The organism is Acidovorax sp. GW821-FHT10E03, from assembly GCF_059415205.1.
The window spans coordinates 59,782-75,396 of record NZ_JBWKMU010000015.1 but is presented as its reverse complement, the minus strand read 5'-3'; the positions used below and the strand labels follow the sequence as shown (position 1 = coordinate 75,396).

Annotated in this window: 14 protein-coding genes; 5 read left to right on the top strand and 9 right to left on the bottom strand. The window is 69.0% G+C overall.

The features are described from left to right. Window positions 1-407: 407 nt before the first annotated feature. Entirely contained in the window at window positions 408-1,580 is a 1,173-nt protein-coding gene (gene pobA / locus AC07OD_RS24130; protein ID WP_494598233.1) for a 4-hydroxybenzoate 3-monooxygenase, read from the bottom strand. Between the two features lie 103 nt (window positions 1,581-1,683). Here pobA and AC07OD_RS24125 point away from each other — a divergent pair, with 103 nt between their 5' ends. From AC07OD_RS24125 to AC07OD_RS24115, 3 genes are all read left to right on the top strand, one after another. After that, the gene (locus AC07OD_RS24125) at window positions 1,684-2,565 is read left to right on the top strand and encodes a helix-turn-helix domain-containing protein (RefSeq protein WP_494598232.1); all 882 of its coding nucleotides are present in this window, start codon (window positions 1,684-1,686) and stop codon (window positions 2,563-2,565) included. An 86-nt stretch (window positions 2,566-2,651) separates the two neighbouring features. After that, window positions 2,652-3,029 (top strand): VOC family protein, encoded by a 378-nt coding sequence (locus tag AC07OD_RS24120; RefSeq protein ID WP_494598231.1) that lies wholly within the window; start codon window positions 2,652-2,654, stop codon window positions 3,027-3,029. Window positions 3,030-3,044: 15 nt separating this feature from the next. Continuing rightward, window positions 3,045-3,473 (top strand): VOC family protein, encoded by a 429-nt coding sequence (locus AC07OD_RS24115; protein ID WP_218296596.1) that lies wholly within the window; start codon window positions 3,045-3,047, stop codon window positions 3,471-3,473. A gap of 30 nt (window positions 3,474-3,503) precedes the next feature. On the opposite strand, the gene AC07OD_RS24110 is transcribed toward AC07OD_RS24115, so the two are convergent. After that, window positions 3,504-3,956, bottom strand: coding sequence for an Lrp/AsnC family transcriptional regulator (locus AC07OD_RS24110; protein ID WP_218296595.1), 453 nt, complete (start codon window positions 3,954-3,956; stop codon window positions 3,504-3,506). Between the two features lie 102 nt (window positions 3,957-4,058). Between AC07OD_RS24110 and AC07OD_RS24105 the strand changes: the two genes are divergently transcribed. Together AC07OD_RS24105 and AC07OD_RS24100 are read left to right on the top strand one after the other, a co-directional pair. Next, on the top strand, window positions 4,059-4,679 hold the full coding sequence (locus AC07OD_RS24105; protein ID WP_218339171.1) for a LysE family translocator: 621 nt from the start codon (window positions 4,059-4,061) through the stop codon (window positions 4,677-4,679). Window positions 4,680-4,782: 103 nt separating this feature from the next. Further along, window positions 4,783-5,322, top strand: a complete 540-nt coding sequence (locus tag AC07OD_RS24100; protein ID WP_494598230.1) for an EVE domain-containing protein — start codon at window positions 4,783-4,785, stop codon at window positions 5,320-5,322. 397 nt (window positions 5,323-5,719) lie between these two features. Here AC07OD_RS24100 and AC07OD_RS24095 read toward each other — a convergent pair whose 3' ends face one another. The 7 genes from AC07OD_RS24095 to AC07OD_RS24065 form a co-directional block, all read right to left on the bottom strand. Beyond that, on the bottom strand, window positions 5,720-6,430 hold the full coding sequence (locus AC07OD_RS24095; protein WP_494598229.1) for a hypothetical protein: 711 nt from the start codon (window positions 6,428-6,430) through the stop codon (window positions 5,720-5,722). 161 nt (window positions 6,431-6,591) lie between these two features. After that, window positions 6,592-10,329, bottom strand: coding sequence for a molybdopterin cofactor-binding domain-containing protein (locus AC07OD_RS24090; RefSeq protein ID WP_494598228.1), 3,738 nt, complete (start codon window positions 10,327-10,329; stop codon window positions 6,592-6,594). After that, a complete protein-coding gene (locus AC07OD_RS24085; protein ID WP_218296590.1) occupies window positions 10,326-10,829 on the bottom strand; it encodes a (2Fe-2S)-binding protein in 504 nt (167 codons plus the stop codon). Before AC07OD_RS24085 ends, AC07OD_RS24090 begins: the two co-directional genes overlap by 4 nt. Window positions 10,830-10,851: 22 nt before the next feature. After that, the gene (locus AC07OD_RS24080) at window positions 10,852-12,024 is read right to left on the bottom strand and encodes an ABC transporter substrate-binding protein (protein WP_218339176.1); all 1,173 of its coding nucleotides are present in this window, start codon (window positions 12,022-12,024) and stop codon (window positions 10,852-10,854) included. A 142-nt stretch (window positions 12,025-12,166) separates the two neighbouring features. Continuing rightward, the gene (locus AC07OD_RS24075; RefSeq protein WP_494598227.1) at window positions 12,167-12,916 is read right to left on the bottom strand and encodes an ABC transporter ATP-binding protein; all 750 of its coding nucleotides are present in this window, start codon (window positions 12,914-12,916) and stop codon (window positions 12,167-12,169) included. Beyond that, window positions 12,913-13,698 carry an ABC transporter ATP-binding protein gene (locus AC07OD_RS24070; protein ID WP_218296587.1) on the bottom strand — a complete coding sequence of 262 codons (786 nt, stop codon included), beginning with the start codon at window positions 13,696-13,698 and terminating at the stop codon, window positions 12,913-12,915. Before AC07OD_RS24070 ends, AC07OD_RS24075 begins: the two co-directional genes overlap by 4 nt. After that, window positions 13,695-15,605 (bottom strand): ABC transporter permease, encoded by a 1,911-nt coding sequence (locus AC07OD_RS24065; protein ID WP_218296586.1) that lies wholly within the window; start codon window positions 15,603-15,605, stop codon window positions 13,695-13,697. Before AC07OD_RS24065 ends, AC07OD_RS24070 begins: the two co-directional genes overlap by 4 nt. Window positions 15,606-15,615 lie beyond the last annotated feature (10 nt).

The window sequence follows — 15,615 nt, the reverse complement described above, 5'->3', positions numbered from 1 at the left end:
AGATTTTCCTGGCTGTTAGTTGGCACTATCGTGGGTGAAGTGCACTGCATCAAAACGCTGCGTCAGTAGCTTCATCGTGTTCAAGCCATCGTCGAACCTCACATCGACAGCACTGGGCAAATGATCTGAAAACTTGGTGCGATGCTATCGGGCCTGCTGTGCGGGCGTAAGCATCAGTTCTGCCTAAATTTTGCGTAGCAGATGGAGATTGCCGTGCAGGGCTGCTGCATGAAAAGCGGCGTTGTCACGGGGGCCGCATGGAGCCGCAATGCGCAGGCCGTGGGGCGCACCGCGTGAGCAGACGAAGCGCCGGTTGCACACAACTCCGACCGGGTACACGCAAAAATGGCTCGCATGGGGGCGTCCCATGCAAGCCTTTGATGGAGTGGCGTGCTACTGCCGGGTGACTAGAACGGCAACCCCACATAGTTCTCCGCCAGCGACCCCAGCGCCTTTTCCGATGAGAACAGATACGCCAGGTCCGTGTCCTGCAGCTTCTGGTCGTAGGCCAGCGACTCGGGGAAGGTGTGCAGCATGGTCGTCATCCACCACGAGAAGCGCTGGGCCTTCCACACGCGGGCCAGGGCCTTTTCGGAGTATTTGTCGAGGCCGGTGCTGTCGCCGTTTTGGTAGTGGGCGACCATGGCGTGGTACAGGTAGTAGATGTCGGATGCCGCGCTGTTCAGGCCCCGTGCGCCGGTGGGGGGCACGATGTGGGCGGCGTCGCCCGCCAGGAACAGGTTGCCGTAGCGCATGGGCTCGGCCACAAAGGAGCGCAGGGGGGCGATGGACTTTTCGATGGAGGGGCCGGTGATGAGCTTGGCGGCCACCTCGGCGGGCAGGCGGCGCTTCAGCTCGGCCCAGAAGGCTTCGTCGGACCAGTCTTCCACGTTGTCGGTTAGCGGCACCTGGATGTAGTAGCGGCTCAGCACTTGCGAGCGCAGCGAGCACAGCGCAAAGCCGCGTTCGTGCTTGGCGTAGATCAGCTCGGGCGAGACGGGTTGGGTGCGCGAGAGCACGCCCAGCCAGCCGAAGGGGTAGACCTTTTCATACTCCTTGAGCACGTCGCGCGGGATGGACTTGCGGCTCACGCCGTGGAAGCCGTCGGCGCCGATGACGAAGTCGCAGTCGATGCGCACCACCTCGTCGCCTTGGCGGTAAGTCACATACGGGTTGGCGCTTTTGAGGTCGTGGGGCTGCACGTCTTCAGCGTTGTGGATGACGACGCCCTTCATGCGGTCGCGCGCTTCATACAGGTCGCGCGTCAGCTCGGTCTGGCCGTACACCACCACCGAGCTACCACCGCTGTACTTGTGCAAATCGACCCGTTCCATCTTGCCGTCGTGGGCGATGATGAAGCCGTCGTGGATCTCGCCCTCCTTGTCCATGCGCTCGCCGCACTGGGCCTCGCGCATGAGTGCGGCGAAGCCGTGCTCCAGCACGCCGGCGCGGATGCGGCCCAGCACGTATTCGCGGCTTTGGCGCTCCAGCACGATGGTGGCTATGCCCTTGAGGTGCAAGAGCTGGGAGAGCATGAGGCCCGAGGGGCCTCCGCCGATGATGCAGACCTGGGTTTTCATGGTGTCTCCTGTAGTGGTTGGTGCGTTCATGACATGGGTCAAACGGACCACCCAAAGATACGTGGCACAGTCGCCGCGTTGAATGGACGGATGGAGCCAGAACATGCACTTTTCGAACATCGGAACCATCCACTCGTACAGCCTGTTCGGCGAGTCGCAACACCTGCCCGATGTATTGCACTGCGAGACAATTGCCGAGCGCTCGGTGCTGCACGACTGGGAGCTGGCGCCGCACCGGCACACGCGGCTGCACCAGGTGCTGCTGATCACCTCGGGCGGGGGCGTGGCGCACCTGGATGGCGAGCGGATTGCGCTGTTTGCGGGTGCGCTCATCAACGTGCCGCAGGGGCACGTGCATGCGTTTCGCTTCACGCAGCACACGCAGGGCTGGGTGGCCACGCTGGCCGATGAATTGATGGACGAGATTTTTGTGCGCGTGGGCGATGTGCGGCGCGACCTGGCGCGGCCCGCCGTGGCGCCCGCGCCGCCTGAGCTGCACCAGGCCATGGGCCAGATCTGGCAGGAGTTCTCGGGCCGCGCCAAGGCGCGTGCGCTGGTGCTGCGGGGCCTGAGCGCCACGCTGCTGGGCTGGGTGGCCCGGGCCACGGAAGAGCACAGCCCGGGCGACGCTGCAGCACCAGAGTCCAGCCTGGTGCTGCGGCTGGAGGCGCTGATCGAGGCGCATTTTCTGGAGCACTGGCAGGTGGCGGACTATGCGCGCGCGCTGGCCGTATCGCCCACGCACCTGAGCCGGGTGGCCCGCGCCACCACCGGGGTGTCGGCCCAGCGCCTCATTGAGGCGCGCCTGATGCGCGAGGCGCGGCGCAACCTGGCCTACACCCATCTGGGCGTGGCCACCATCGCCTACACGCTGGGCTATGCGGACCCGGCGTACTTCACGCGTGCCTTCACGCGCGATGCGGGCCTGTCACCCCGCGCGTTTCGTGCGCAGGTGGCTGCGTCGGCGCCCACCCCGGCGATGTGATGCCGCGTGACAGGCTGCTGACACGCCGCTGTCAGCAGCCCCCGATCACCATCAGGGCTTCTTTCTTTCACACACAAGGAGCCCCCATGAAAAACGCCGTCGCCTGGTTCGAGATCCCCACCACCCAGCTGGACCGCGCCCAGGCCTTTTATGAAGCCGTGCTGGCCCAGCCCATGCGCCGCGAGAACATGGGCCCGAGCGAGGGCGCCGTGTTTGCCTACGACCCCGCGGCCGATGGCGCGGGGGGCGCGCTGATGATGGGCCCCACGGCGCCGCAGGTTTCTGGTGGTGGCACACTGGTGTACCTCGATGCATCGCCCTCGCTCGACGCCGCGCTGGAGCGCGTGGTGGCCCAGGGCGGCCGCGTGGCCCTGCCGCGCCAGGCACTGCCGCCGGGCATGGGGTTCTTCGCGCACATCCATGACCTGGATGGCAACCGCGTGGGTCTTCACGCACTGTCTTGAAGAAAGGACAACCGCATGGAAACACAGGAACTGCACAGGGGCCGCCTCATCGACCACATCCAGCTGGTCGTGCGCGACCTGCCGGCCAGCCAGGCCTTCTATACCGCCGTGTTCAAGGCGCTCCAGGTGCCGATGGGCGGCACGGGCGAAGGGTACTTCTGGGCGGATGAGCTGTTTGTCTCCACCGCCGACAGCGCCGCCGCCCAGGGCCATCTCACGGGCCGGCACCACCTGGCCTTCCAGGCCCGGGACCGCGCCATGGTGGAGGCATTCCACCAGGCCGCCCTTGCCCATGGCGGCACGGACAATGGCGCCCCGGGCGAGCGGCCGTACCACCCCGGCTACTACGCCGCCTTTGTGCTGGACCCGGACGGCAACAACATCGAGGCGGTGTTCCACGGCGAGGCGCAGCGCAGCGCGCCGTCGGTCAAGGTGACGTTCTGATGGCCTGACGCCCCGGGCCCCGCCACTGGATCAACAACCCACCTCGGGGCGGGCCAGGCCGCGCAGCGGTATCGGCGTGGAGAACACGATGGAAGTGCGTGTTTCTCCATAGCCATTGATGTCGCCCAGGAAACGCTCCAGATCCGGCAGGTCGCGCGCCACCACCTGCAGCACATACGAATCGTTGCCGCTGACATGGTGGCATTCCAGCACCCGCGCGGATTGGCGCAGCTTGTCGATCAGCGCCTTCTTGCCGGGCTGCGGCACGTTGATGCCCACCACCGCCCGCACGCCGTAGCCGACCTGGGCGGGGTCGATGTCGGCATGCACGCCACGCACCACCCCGGCCTCCTGCAGGCGCCGCAGGCGCTCCAGCGTGGCGGGCACCGACAGCCCGACCGTGTGCGCCAGGTCCTTGAGGGATGCACGCCCGTCGGCCTGCAGCGCGGTGATGAGCCGCCAGGCCTTGTCATCGACTTCCATGGAACGCCTTTTTGAGTAAATGCAGAAAAATAGGAAACCAGAATTGAAAAATACCTAATTTTCAGCATTCTCCTTCGCAAGGCACCCCCCTAGCATCGGTGCATGGACTTCGCACCACTCACCCTCTTTCTTCAAGCCGCCCTCATTGGCGTCCTCATCGCGGCCCCCGTGGGGCCCATCGGCCTGTTGACGATGCAGCGCACCCTGGAGCGGGGCCTGGCGGCCGGGCTGGCCACCGGCCTGGGCGCCGCTGCCGCGGACGCGGTGTACGGCGCCATCGGCGCCTTCAGCGTGCGCTGGCTGATCGACCTGCTGGCCAGCGCCAAGACACCGCTCGCGCTGGGCGGCGGCGCGCTGCTGCTGGTGCTGGCCTGGCGCACCTGGCATGCGCCGGTAGCCCACACCGCCGCCCCGGCGCGCGATGCGCGCGGCCTGCTGGGCCTGGCGGCGGGCACCTTTGCGCTCACGCTGGCCAACCCGGCCACCATCGTGTCGTTCATCGCGGTGTTTGGGTCGCTGGGCGGCGGCCGGCAGGCCATGCCGTCACCGCTGTGGATGGTGGCGGGCGTGCTGGCTGGGTCGGCAGCGTGGTGGCTGCTGCTGACCGGCGCGATCGCGTACCAGCGGCGGCACTTCACGCCGGCCTGGCGCCAGCGCATCAACCAGGCATCGGCGCTGCTGCTGGGCGGGTTCGCGCTGTGGCAGTGGGTGCAGCTGGTCTGACGGCTCGTGTACCCAACGCAGGAGATGCTGCAAGGGTACTGACACTGCGGTGTCAGCAGCCCGCCCGCACCATCGGTGGCTTCTTTGACCAGGAGCTTTTCTCATGACCGACGCCGTGCTGCAACACACCCTTTGGCCGGATGCCGAGCCCGTGCGCATGGAAACGTCCGTGTCGGCGGCAACCTCTGGCGCCCCAGCGCGCCGCAACTGGATCGCCGTGGCCTGCGCCCAGCACGCCCGCCGGGGCTGCGCCACACCCGGTGCGGGCTACATGCAGGTGTGCCACGGCAAGGCAGCGCCGCTGCAGCGCATACGGCCCGGCGACCGCGTGGCGTACTACGCGCCCACGGTGACCATGGATGGCAAGGACCGGCTGCAGGCGTTTGTCTCCATCGGCCTCGTGCTGCCGGGCGCGCCGTATGCGTTTGACATGGGCGGCGGGTTTGTGCCGTCGCGGCGGGACGTGGCCTATGTGCCTGCACGTGAGGCGGCGATTGCGCCGCTGCTGGACGATTTTGAATTTGTGGACGACCGCCAGCGCTGGGGCAGCAAGTTCCGCTTTGGGCTGCTCTCCGTCAGCGACCATGACATGCGCCTCATTGCGCGGGCCATGCGAGCCGAATTGCAATTGCTACATTTTTAGTAGCCACCAGTGCAATCGGGGCCAGCGCTAGGGCCCTAAAAGATTCAAAATTGACTTTGAATGGCCGCGTGGCGCGTCAGCACACCGCCATCAGCGTGTCTACCACCCTGCGTTGGGCGGCGGTCAGGGCGGCATAGCCTTCACGCAGCAATCGCAGCACGATCTCGTGGATTTCCAGTTCACTAGCGGGCATGGTCTTCTCCTTGAACGACAGTGGACGGCCGCTGCTTGGGCAGGCCGATGACGTGGGCGCCTGCCACAACAATGCGGGCGCCCGGGCCTGCCCCACCATGGACCAAGCCCCGATGTCACTGTGCCGAGGCGGCAGCGCAGGCGGTGGCGCGATAAACGGGGAAGTTCGCGGCCTTTTTCGCGCGCCGCTCTGCAATCAAAAAGCCTAAGGGGAGGTGGCCCCGGGCACGTAGGCGTCGATGACCGGCGGCTCGCTGTCCCCCGCAGCGGTGCGGGCCAGCTTGAGCCAGGTCCAGGTCTCCACATCGGGCGCGTCGTAGCTGCCGTAGGACTGCCCGCCCCACGAGAAGTACGAGCCCTTGTTGCCCGTGCTGACGGTGCGCTTGCCCACGGCCAGCCCGCCATCCTTGAGCAGCGCCAGCCTGAAACCCTGCAGCACGCCCGAGACCCCAGGCTCCTTGTCCGGCGACACGGTCTGCGGGACCAGGTCGAGCATGCCGGAGCTGCAGCGGGCCTGCGCGCCGCCGTAGGTGACCAGACTCCACTGCCGAGTCAACGAGGTGCGCACGTTGCGCGCGCGGTTGACGGTGCGCGTGCGCAGCGTGGTTTCGCCGCGCTGCTGCTGTACCCAGACCTGCATCTCCGGCGAACCGGTGAAAAACGGCAGGCTGCCCCGCACACCACCGGGCTCCACCGGCGGCCAGGCGTACACCCCTTGCAGCGACGGGCAGCCGAACCAGCTGCTCTGCACGGGGCCAAACGCCGGGGGCGGCTTGGGCGACCCCTGCACATCCGGCCCGCAGGCCGTGAGGGCCAGGCAGCACAGGGCCAGCGTTGCGGCCCCGCCTATGCGCTGCGCGCGCCGGTGCGGGGTGCGCAAGGCGCTATGCGATGGCAAGGGGACGGCATCTGTCATGGTGTCTGGGCGATGGTGCAACCCGATTGTCGGGCTGAACACGGGGCCTGCATTTGCTCCATTTTTGATAGCTGCTTGCGCATGTTCCACTAGCGCCTCAGCACCAAAAAGCTTCAAAACGTGTTGACGCTCGCCCAGAGCGGTTCTGCGAGATCGTCAGCTTAAGGATGCGCAGGCCCCGCCCGCACACGGGCCAGCGCCTCGGGCACATCACGCCACGCCGGGCGCCCGGGGGCGTAGCGCTGGCGCATGTAGCCTGCCAGCTCGGTGATCTGCGCGTCGCTGAGCGCGTGGCCAAAGCCGGGCATGAAGCCGATGTCGCGCGCGGCGGGTTCGCGGATGCCGTGCACGATGACCTGCAGCAGGTTGTCGGGCCGGTCGCTGTGCAGGTTGCTGTTGAGGGCCAGCGGAATGTTCACGCCCAGCAGCTTCGGCCCGTCGCCGTCGTGGTGGCAGGCGGCGCAAGCGCCGTTGAACAGGCGCTGCGCGGAGCCGGGCTGGGGCGCGAGCGCGGCGGCCTGGGCCACGGCCGCCGTGGCGCGGGCCCGCGCCGCGTCGGCGGCAGGCTCCGTGGCGGCCGTGAACGAGGCGAGGTAGGTGGCCATGGCGCGGATGTCGCCGTCGGGCAGGTGCGCCAGCTCGCGCACCACGGGCGCCATGGGGCCGGAGGCGCTGCCGTGCTGCGCGCTGTGGCCGTGGCGCAGGTAGCCGTAGAGCGACTCGGCGCTCCAGGGCACGGGTGCCTTGGACAAGCCGGTGAGCGCGGGGGCCTCCCACCCGTCGATGAGCGCGCCCGACAGGAAGGCCGCCCCGCCCTGCTCCGCGCCCAGCGCATTGCGCGGCGTGTGGCAGGCGCCGCAGTGGCCCACGCCCTGCACCAGGTAGGCGCCCCGGTTCCACTCGGGCGGGCGCGCGGGGTCGGGCTTCCAGGGCGTGGCGTCGTGGAACAGCGCGTTCCATCCAGCCATGAGCGGGCGCACGCTGAAGGGGAATGCAAGTCGGGTGGCGGGCACCTCGGCGCGCACGGCGGGCTGCGCCATGAGGTAGGCGTAGACCGCCGTGAGGTCGTCGTCGCTCATCTTCGCGAACGAGGTGTACGGGAACGCCGGGTACAGGTGGCGGCCGTCGCGCGAGATGCCCTCGCGCATGGCGCGCTGGAAGGCGCTGAACGACCACCGGCCGATGCCGGTCTCGGCGTCGGGCGTGAGGTTGGTGGTGTAGACGGTGCCGAACGGCGTTTCCATGCCGCGCCCGCCCGTGTTGGGCGTGCCGCCGGGCGCAGTGTGGCAGACCACGCAGTCGCCCGCGGCGGCCAGCAGGCGGCCGCGCTCGATGGTGGCGGCGTTGTACACCGCCGCACCACCCGCCGTCTGCACCACGGGCGCGATGGACGGGCGCCAGCCCAGCAGCGCGGCGCCCATGGCCAGCCCACCCGCGGCCAGGGCCAGTGCACGCGCCCAGGGGCTGCGCTGGCGCGGCCACGTGGCAGTGGCGGGCACGGTAGGCGCTGGCAGCTCCAGGGTGGGCAGCACGTCGGCAGGCTGCGTGGTGGCGGTGCCTGCCGTGCCCGCATCTCCCGCACCGGCGTTGCCCAGCAGCGGATTGAGCCCGGCGCGCACCACCTCGGGCGTGAAGGGCGGCGCGCGAAAGCGCACACCCGTGGCGTCGAAGATCGCGTTGGCGATGGCCGCCGTGCCGGGCACGGAGGACGACTCGCCCGCACCCAGCGGCGCCTCGTCCTGCCGGGGCATGTGCATGACCTCGATGACCGGCACCTCGCGGAAGCTCAGGATCGGGTAGCTGCCCCATTCGCGCGTGTCCACCGCCTGCGTGACGGGGTCGAAGCGCACCTGCTCCTTGAGCGCGCGGCTGGTGGTCTGCACCACGTTGCCGTGCACCTGGTGCTCCACGCCGGCCGGGTTGACCATGAGGCCCGCATCGTGCCCCACGACCACGCGGCGCACATGCACCTCGCCGGTCTTCCGGTTCACGTCCACGTCGGCCACCCAGGCCGCCCAGGCGGCGCCAAAGCCCGGCCACTTGCTGTGGATGTAGCGCGCGTAGGCAAAGCCCTGGCCCTGCACCCAGTCGCCGTCCAGCCCGCGCTGCAAGGGGCCGGTGCGGCGCACCCAGCCCGCCTTTTCCGCCGTGGCCTGCACGAGCTCGGCCGCGCGCGGATCGTTCAGCAGCTGCAGGCGGAATTCGACCGGGTCCACGCCCGCCGCCGTGGCCAGCTCGTCCACATAGGACTCGTGCGCGAACGAGTTGGGCAGCGCCGAGACGCCGCGCAGCCACGAGGCCCGCACGATGGGTGCCATGTCGTTCACGGCCACGCGCAGGTTGTCGTAGCCGTAGGGCGGGCGCGCGGTGCGGTCGCCCATCTCGTAGGCCTGGGCCACGGGCTCGATGGTGCGCGTGAGCAGCAGGGCCAGCGTGGGCGCGCCGTTGGAGGGGTAGGAGGTCTCGAAGTCGTAGGCCGCCACCGAGCCATCGGCGTTGAGCCCGCCACGCACCTGCATGAGCTGGGCCGTGCCCTTGGGCTCCCACAGGTGCTCCTGCTCGCGCGTGAGCTGCACGCGCACGGGCGCCCCCACGGCGCGCGAGAGCAGCGCAGCATCGGCCGCCACGTCGTCGGCCCCGTTGCGGCCGTAGCAACCCGCAGCCTCCATGCGCACCAGGTCGATGTCCACGTCGGCCAGGCCCATCAGCCGGGCCAGGTCGGCGCGCAGCACATGGGGGTTCTGCGTGCCGGCCCAGACGGCCATGCGGGCACGGCCCGAGGTTTCGTCCTGGCGCCACTCGGCCACCGCGCACGAGGGGCCGATGGAGCCGTGCAGCTGGTAGGGCCACACATAGGTGCGCGGCATGGGCTGGTCGGCAGCGGCCAGCGCGGCATCCACATCGCCCTCGTCCACCAGGCGGCGCTGGGTGGCGGGGTTGGCGCGAATGGCCTGCTCCACCGCTTCAGCGCTGTCCTGGCGCGGGAAACCGGGCCAGTGCTTCCACTGCACCTTCAGCTCGCGCAGGGCTTGCTCGGCCTGCTCCTCGCGCTCGGCGACGATGCCCACGAAGTCGCGGATCACCACCACCGCGCGGATGCCCGGGATGTGGGCGATGGACGACTGGTCCACCGATTCCAGCGTGTTGCCGATGAAGTCGCCATGGTCGGCGCCCGCATAGGGCGGGCGCACCACGCGCCCATGCAGCATGCCGGGCACGCGCATGTCGTGCACGAAGACCAGCTCGCCGCTGACCTTGGCGGGGATGTCCACGCGCGGCACCGGCTGCCCGACCACGGTGTAGTCGGCCGCGGGCTTGGTGGGCGTGGCCTCGGCGAGCTCCAGGGTGGTGTGCGCGCCAGCGAGCAGTTCGCCATAGGCCATCTGGCGCGCCGGTTCGGCGGCCGCCTGCACCACCCCGGCCTGCACCCGCAGGGTGTCGGCCGCCACGCCCAGGCGCGCGGCGGCGCGCGCCACCAGCCAGTGGCGCGCCTGCGCCGCGGCGATGCGCAGCGGCCTGGCGTGGATCTGGATCGAAGCGCTGGCGATGGTCGCACCCTGGTTGGGCGCGCGCGCGGTGTCGCCCAGCACCATGTGCACCCGGGCCAGCGGCACATCGAGTTCCTCGGCCACGATCTGCGCCAGCGCCGTGCGGATGCCCGTGCCCAGGTCGACGTGACCGTTGAGCGCGGTCACGCTGCCGTCGTCCCACACGGCAATCAGGATTTCGACCCCCTCGGCCGGATTGCCCGCCACCAGCGCGGGCTGGCCTTTGACGGGCGGCGGCGCGGGCGGCGGGTTGCGCACCACCAGCAGCACACCCTGCGCGGCATGGAAGTCGGCGCGGGTCAGGGGTGCGTGGGCGCGCAATGGCAAGGCGCCGGCGGGCGTGGTGCTCATGCCCTGGCCTCCCGCATCAGCACGGCCGCGCGCAACACGGCGCGGATGATCTCCACATGGGTGCCGCAGCGGCACAGGTTGCTGGCCAGTTCGCGGCGGATGGCGGCCTCGTCGGGGTCGGCGTTGCGCTCCAGCAGGGCCACGGCCATCATCACCATGCCGCTCAGGCAATAGCCGCACTGCGCGGCCTGCTCGTCGATGAAGGCCTGCTGCACCGGGTGCAGCCCCGCGGCCTGGCCGCAGCGCGCCGGCAGCCCCTCCAGCGTGGTCACGTCGCGCCCCGCCGCGCCCCGCGCGGGGATCACACAGGCCCGCGCGGCCACGCCGTCCACCAGCACCGTGCACGCGCCGCACTGCCCCAGGCCACAGCCGTACTTGGGGCCGTTGAGCTGCAGGTCGTTGCGCAGCACGTGCAGCAGCGTGGCGCCGTCCGCGCCGGTGGCGGGCAGTGCGCAGGGCTGGCCGTTGACGGTGGCCGTGGCGCTGGGGGTGGCGTGCATGGGGCGAACGGACTCCTGGCCTTCAGCGCTTCAAGGTGCCCGAGCGCGTGTACATCTCCAGGTCCACGAAGTTGGAGCCATTGTGGTTGCCCGGGCCGTATTGCAGCGGGAAGTCGCCGAGCTTGGTCGTCCCCATGTCCTCCATGGCCTTGATGAAGCCATCGCGCGTGAGGTTGCGGCCCGCGCGCTTGAGGCCTTCGACGAACACGCGCGCGGCGATGTAGCCTTCCAGCATGGTGTAGCTGTCGATCTTCTCGCCGGCGTCGGCGCGGTCCTTGCGGTAGTCCGCCACGATGGGCATGCGACTGGACTGGGGCGACGGCACGATGCTGGCGGTCACCAGCCCTTCGATGCCGCCGTTCAGGCGCTGCGCAGATCCCGGCGCGTCGGTGATGCCGACGGAGATGGTGTACAGCGGCGCCGCGCTGCCGCTGGCACGGTAGTCGCGCAGGAACACTTCCACCATCTTGCCGGCCATGATCATCACCACGGCACCGGGCTGGGCCTTGGTGAGCGTGGCAACCTGGGGCTTGGCGTCGGTGGCGGCGATCTCCATGGGCACGGATTCCACCACCTTCACCTTCAGGCCCTGCGCGATCTGCAGGCAGGTCTCGAGGTTGGACTTGCCGAACGCGCTGTTCTGGTAGATGACGGCAATGTTGTTGATGCCCAGGGTGGCCAGGTGGCCCACGATCTTGCGCAGCTCGGTCTCGTAGCTGGCGCGCACGTGGAACAGGTGGCGGTTGTGGTTGGTGCGGAACGAGGTCGTGCCCACCAGCGGCGCGAACATGGGCACGCCCGCCTTCTCGGCGATGGGCATGGCCGCGATCAGGTTGCCCGTGGCCACGTAGCCGATCAGCGCGAACACCTTGTCCTCCTCGATGAGGCGCGTGGTGTTCTCGGCGGTCTTCTTGGGCTCGTAGGCGTCGTCGTGCGAGACGAGTTCCAGCGCACGCCCGTGCACCCCGCCGGTCTTGTTGGCCTTGTCGAACGCCAGCACGATGCCGGCCTTGTAGTCCACCCCGAAATCCTTGGCCGGCCCCGTGAAAACGGCCGACTGCCCCACCTTGATGCGGGTGTCCGTCACCCCGGTCTCGGCCGCTGCCGGGCCAGCGGCTCCCAGAGCGGCGGCGGCCAGGGCCGTCAGCACCACCCGGCGGTCGATGCTCCCATCCTCCATCCCACGAAACTTCATGAAACGCTCCTTACATCAAAGGCGCAAGTTTCCCTGCAAGCGAAGCGGCTGTGCAACCATTTCCGCGAGGTGTTGTGAATCCGTCATAGCCGCCACCCCGGGCCCTGGCCGCGCCATGGGCGGGCGGGCAGCGGCCATGGTGCTATACGCTGAGGTAGGCGCGGCGAACCTCTTCGTTCGCCGCCAGCTCCGCCATCGTGGCCTGGTAGCGGATCTGCCCCTTCTCCAGCACATAGGCGCGGTCGGACACCAGTTCGGCAAAGTGCATGTTCTGCTCGGACAGCAGGATGCTCACGCCCTGTTCCTTGAGCTCCAGGATCATGTGCACCATCTGCTCCACGATCACGGGCGCCACGCCTTCGGAGGGTTCGTCCAGCAGCACCAGGTAGGGGTTGCCCATGAGCGTGCGGGCCACGGTCAGCATCTGCTGTTCGCCGCCGCTCATGCGCCCGCCCGGGCGCTGGGGCATTTCGCCCAGGTTGGGGAACAGCTTGAAGAGACGCTCGGGTGTCCACACCGGGGCTGCCGTGCCATCGGGCCAGCTGCGGGCGGGCTGGCGCCCCACCTCCAGGTTTTCCATCACCGTGAGGTCGGTGAACACGCGGCGGTCCTCGGGCACGAAGCCCAGGCCCAGGCGCGCCGCGTCGTGCGGGTCGCTTTTGGAGATGTCCTGGCCCATGAACCGGATCTGGCCCTTGCGCTTGGCGAGCATGCCCATCAGCGTCTTGAGCGTGGTGGACTTGCCCGCGCCGTTGCGGCCCATCAGGGCCACGACCTCGCCGCGGCGCACTTCCAGGTCGACGTCGTACAGGATCTGCGCGGCGCCGTACCAGGCCTGCAGGCCCTGGGCCTGCAGCAGCACTTCTTTGGTTTCGTTGGTCGTCATGCTCATGCGGCCTCTGCAGCAGCGGCTGCCGTTTTCTTCTCGAAGGTCTTGCCGGTGCCGAAGTACACCTCCTGCACCTTGGGGTGGTCGCGCAGCTCCAGGGGCTTGCCCTCGGCGATGAGCCGCCCGCGCGCCAGCACGATCATGCGGTCGGCGTACGCGAACACCACGTCCATGCTGTGCTCGGTGAACAGCACGGCCATGCCGCGGTCGATCACGAGCTGCTTGGTGAGCGCCATGAGTTCGTTGCGCTCCTTGGGCGCCATGCCGGCCGTGGGCTCGTCCATGAGCAGCAGCTTGGGCGCGTTGGCCATGGCGATGGCCAGCTCCACGCGCTTCACATCGCCATAGGCCAGCACGCTGCAGGGGCGGTCGGCCTGGGACTTCATGCCCACCTGGTCCAACAGCGCCAGGGCTTCTTCTCGCTTGTGGTCGGCCGCCTTGCGCCACATCGCGAAAAGGCGGCTGTCGTGGGAGATCAGCGCCATCTGCACGTTCTCCACCACGGTGAGGGAGGCGAAGGTTTCTGCGATCTGGAAGGTGCGGCCCACGCCCATGCGCCAGATGTCGCGCGGCTTGCGGCCCACGAGCTCCTGGCCGTGGAGCTGGATCGAGCCCGCGTCCGCCGCCAGCTGGCCGTTGACCATGTTGAAGGTGGTGGACTTGCCGGCGCCGTTGGGGCCGATGAGTGCCAGCAGTTCGCCGGCGGCCAGCTCGAAATGGATGCCATCGACGGCCTTGACGCCGCCAAAGGACTTGCCCAGGCCCGTGACTTTGAGCAAGCTCATGCCTTGCCCTCCTGCTTGTTGATATCGGCTTCGCGCCGGTTGTCGAAGAGCTGCTTGATGGCCCCCGCAATGCCCTGGGGGAACAGCAGCACCAGGATCAGGATGATGGCGCCCAGCATGGCGCGCCAGTAATCGGTGTTGCGCGCCACGGTGTCGTGCAGCCAGGTGAACGTGACGGCGCCCACCACGGGGCCCGCGAGTGTCTGGATGCCGCCCAGCAGCACCATCACCAGGCCATCGACCGATCGGCCCACGTGCAGCGTCTCGGGCGAGATGCTGCCCTTGGAAAACGCGAACAGCGCGCCGCCCAGGCCCGCGAACAGCCCGGCGATCACGAAGGCCGTCCACTGCATGCGCTTGACGTCGATGCCGATGGCATCGGCGCGCAGCACCGAATCACGGCCTGCGCGCAGCGCATAGCCGAACGGCGAGAACAGGATGCGGCGCAGCAGCAGCACGCCCCCCACGACCAGTGCCAGCGTGAGGTAGTAGTAGTTGCGCTTGTCCGACAGCCAGGCCGCCGGCCACACGCCGGTGAGGCCGTTGCTGCCGCCGGTGAAGCCGTCCCACTGGTAGCAGATGGCCCAGGTGATCTGCGCGAAGGCCAGCGTGAGCATGGCCAGGTACACACCCGACAGCCGCACGCAGAACCAGCCGTAGATGAGCGCGCCCGCCGCGGCCGCGAGCGGTGCCAGCACCAGGGCCAGCTCCATGGGAATGCCCGCAGAGCGCACCAGCAGCGCCGCCGCGTAGGCACCCAGGCCAAAGTAGGCCGCATGGCCGAACGAGTGCATGCCCGCCGGGCCCATGATGAAGTGCAGGCTGGCCGCGAACAGCGCGGCGATCAAGAGGTCGATGAACAGCACGGTGAGGTACGGCGAGCCGGCCGTGAGCAGCGGCAGCAGCACCAGCACGGCCACCAGGGCCACGCCGCCGAGCTTGAACCAGCGGTCGGGCGCGCGCAGCGGTGTCTCCGGCAGGCCCGTGTTGCGGCTCACGCCCTGCGGACGGCCCATCAGTCCCCAGGGGCGCACCACCAGCACCACCGCCATCACGAGGAACTCCACCACCAGGGTGAGCTTGGAGAAGGAGACGCTGTAGCCGAGGATCTCCACCACGCCCAGCCAGATGCACACGGCCTTGATCTCCGCGATCAGCAGGGCCGCCACATAGGCGCCCGGGATGGACCCCATGCCGCCCACCACCACCACCACGAACGCGGCGCCGATGGTGTTCAGGTCCATCTCCAGCGTGGCGGGTTCGCGCGGCAGCTGCAGCGCGCCACCCAGGCCCGCCAGCAGGGCGCCGAGCGCGAACACCGCCGTGAACAGCCAGGCCTGGTTCACGCCCAGGGCGCTGACCATCTCGCGGTCCTGCGTGGCGGCGCGCACCAGCGTGCCCCAGCGGGTGCGGGTGAGCAGCAGCCACAAAAGGCCCAGCACCACCGGCCCCACCACGATCAGGAACAGGTCGTACGAGGGGAATTGCCGCCCCAGGATGTCCACCGAGCCCGACAGGCCCGGCGCGCGCGGGCCGAGCAGCTCCTCGGGGCCCCAGATCCAGAGCGCGGCATCCTTGATCACCAGCACGAGCGCGAAGGTGGCCAGCAGCTGGAACAGTTCGGGCGCCTTGTAGATGCGGCGCAGCAGTACCACCTCGACCAGGGCGCCGAGCGCGCCGACCACCACGGCCGACAGCAGCAGCGCGGGCCAGAAACCCAGGCCCGTGCCCAGCTTGGCCACCAGCGAGTAGGCGACGTAGATGCCCACCATGAAGAACGAGCCATGCGCGAAATTCACGATGCGCGTGACACCGAAGATCAGCGAGAGCCCGGCGCCCACCAGGAACAGCGAGGAAGCCCCCGCCAATCCGTTGAGCAGCTGAACGATAAAACTCGAAAAACCCATCTCAGGTCTC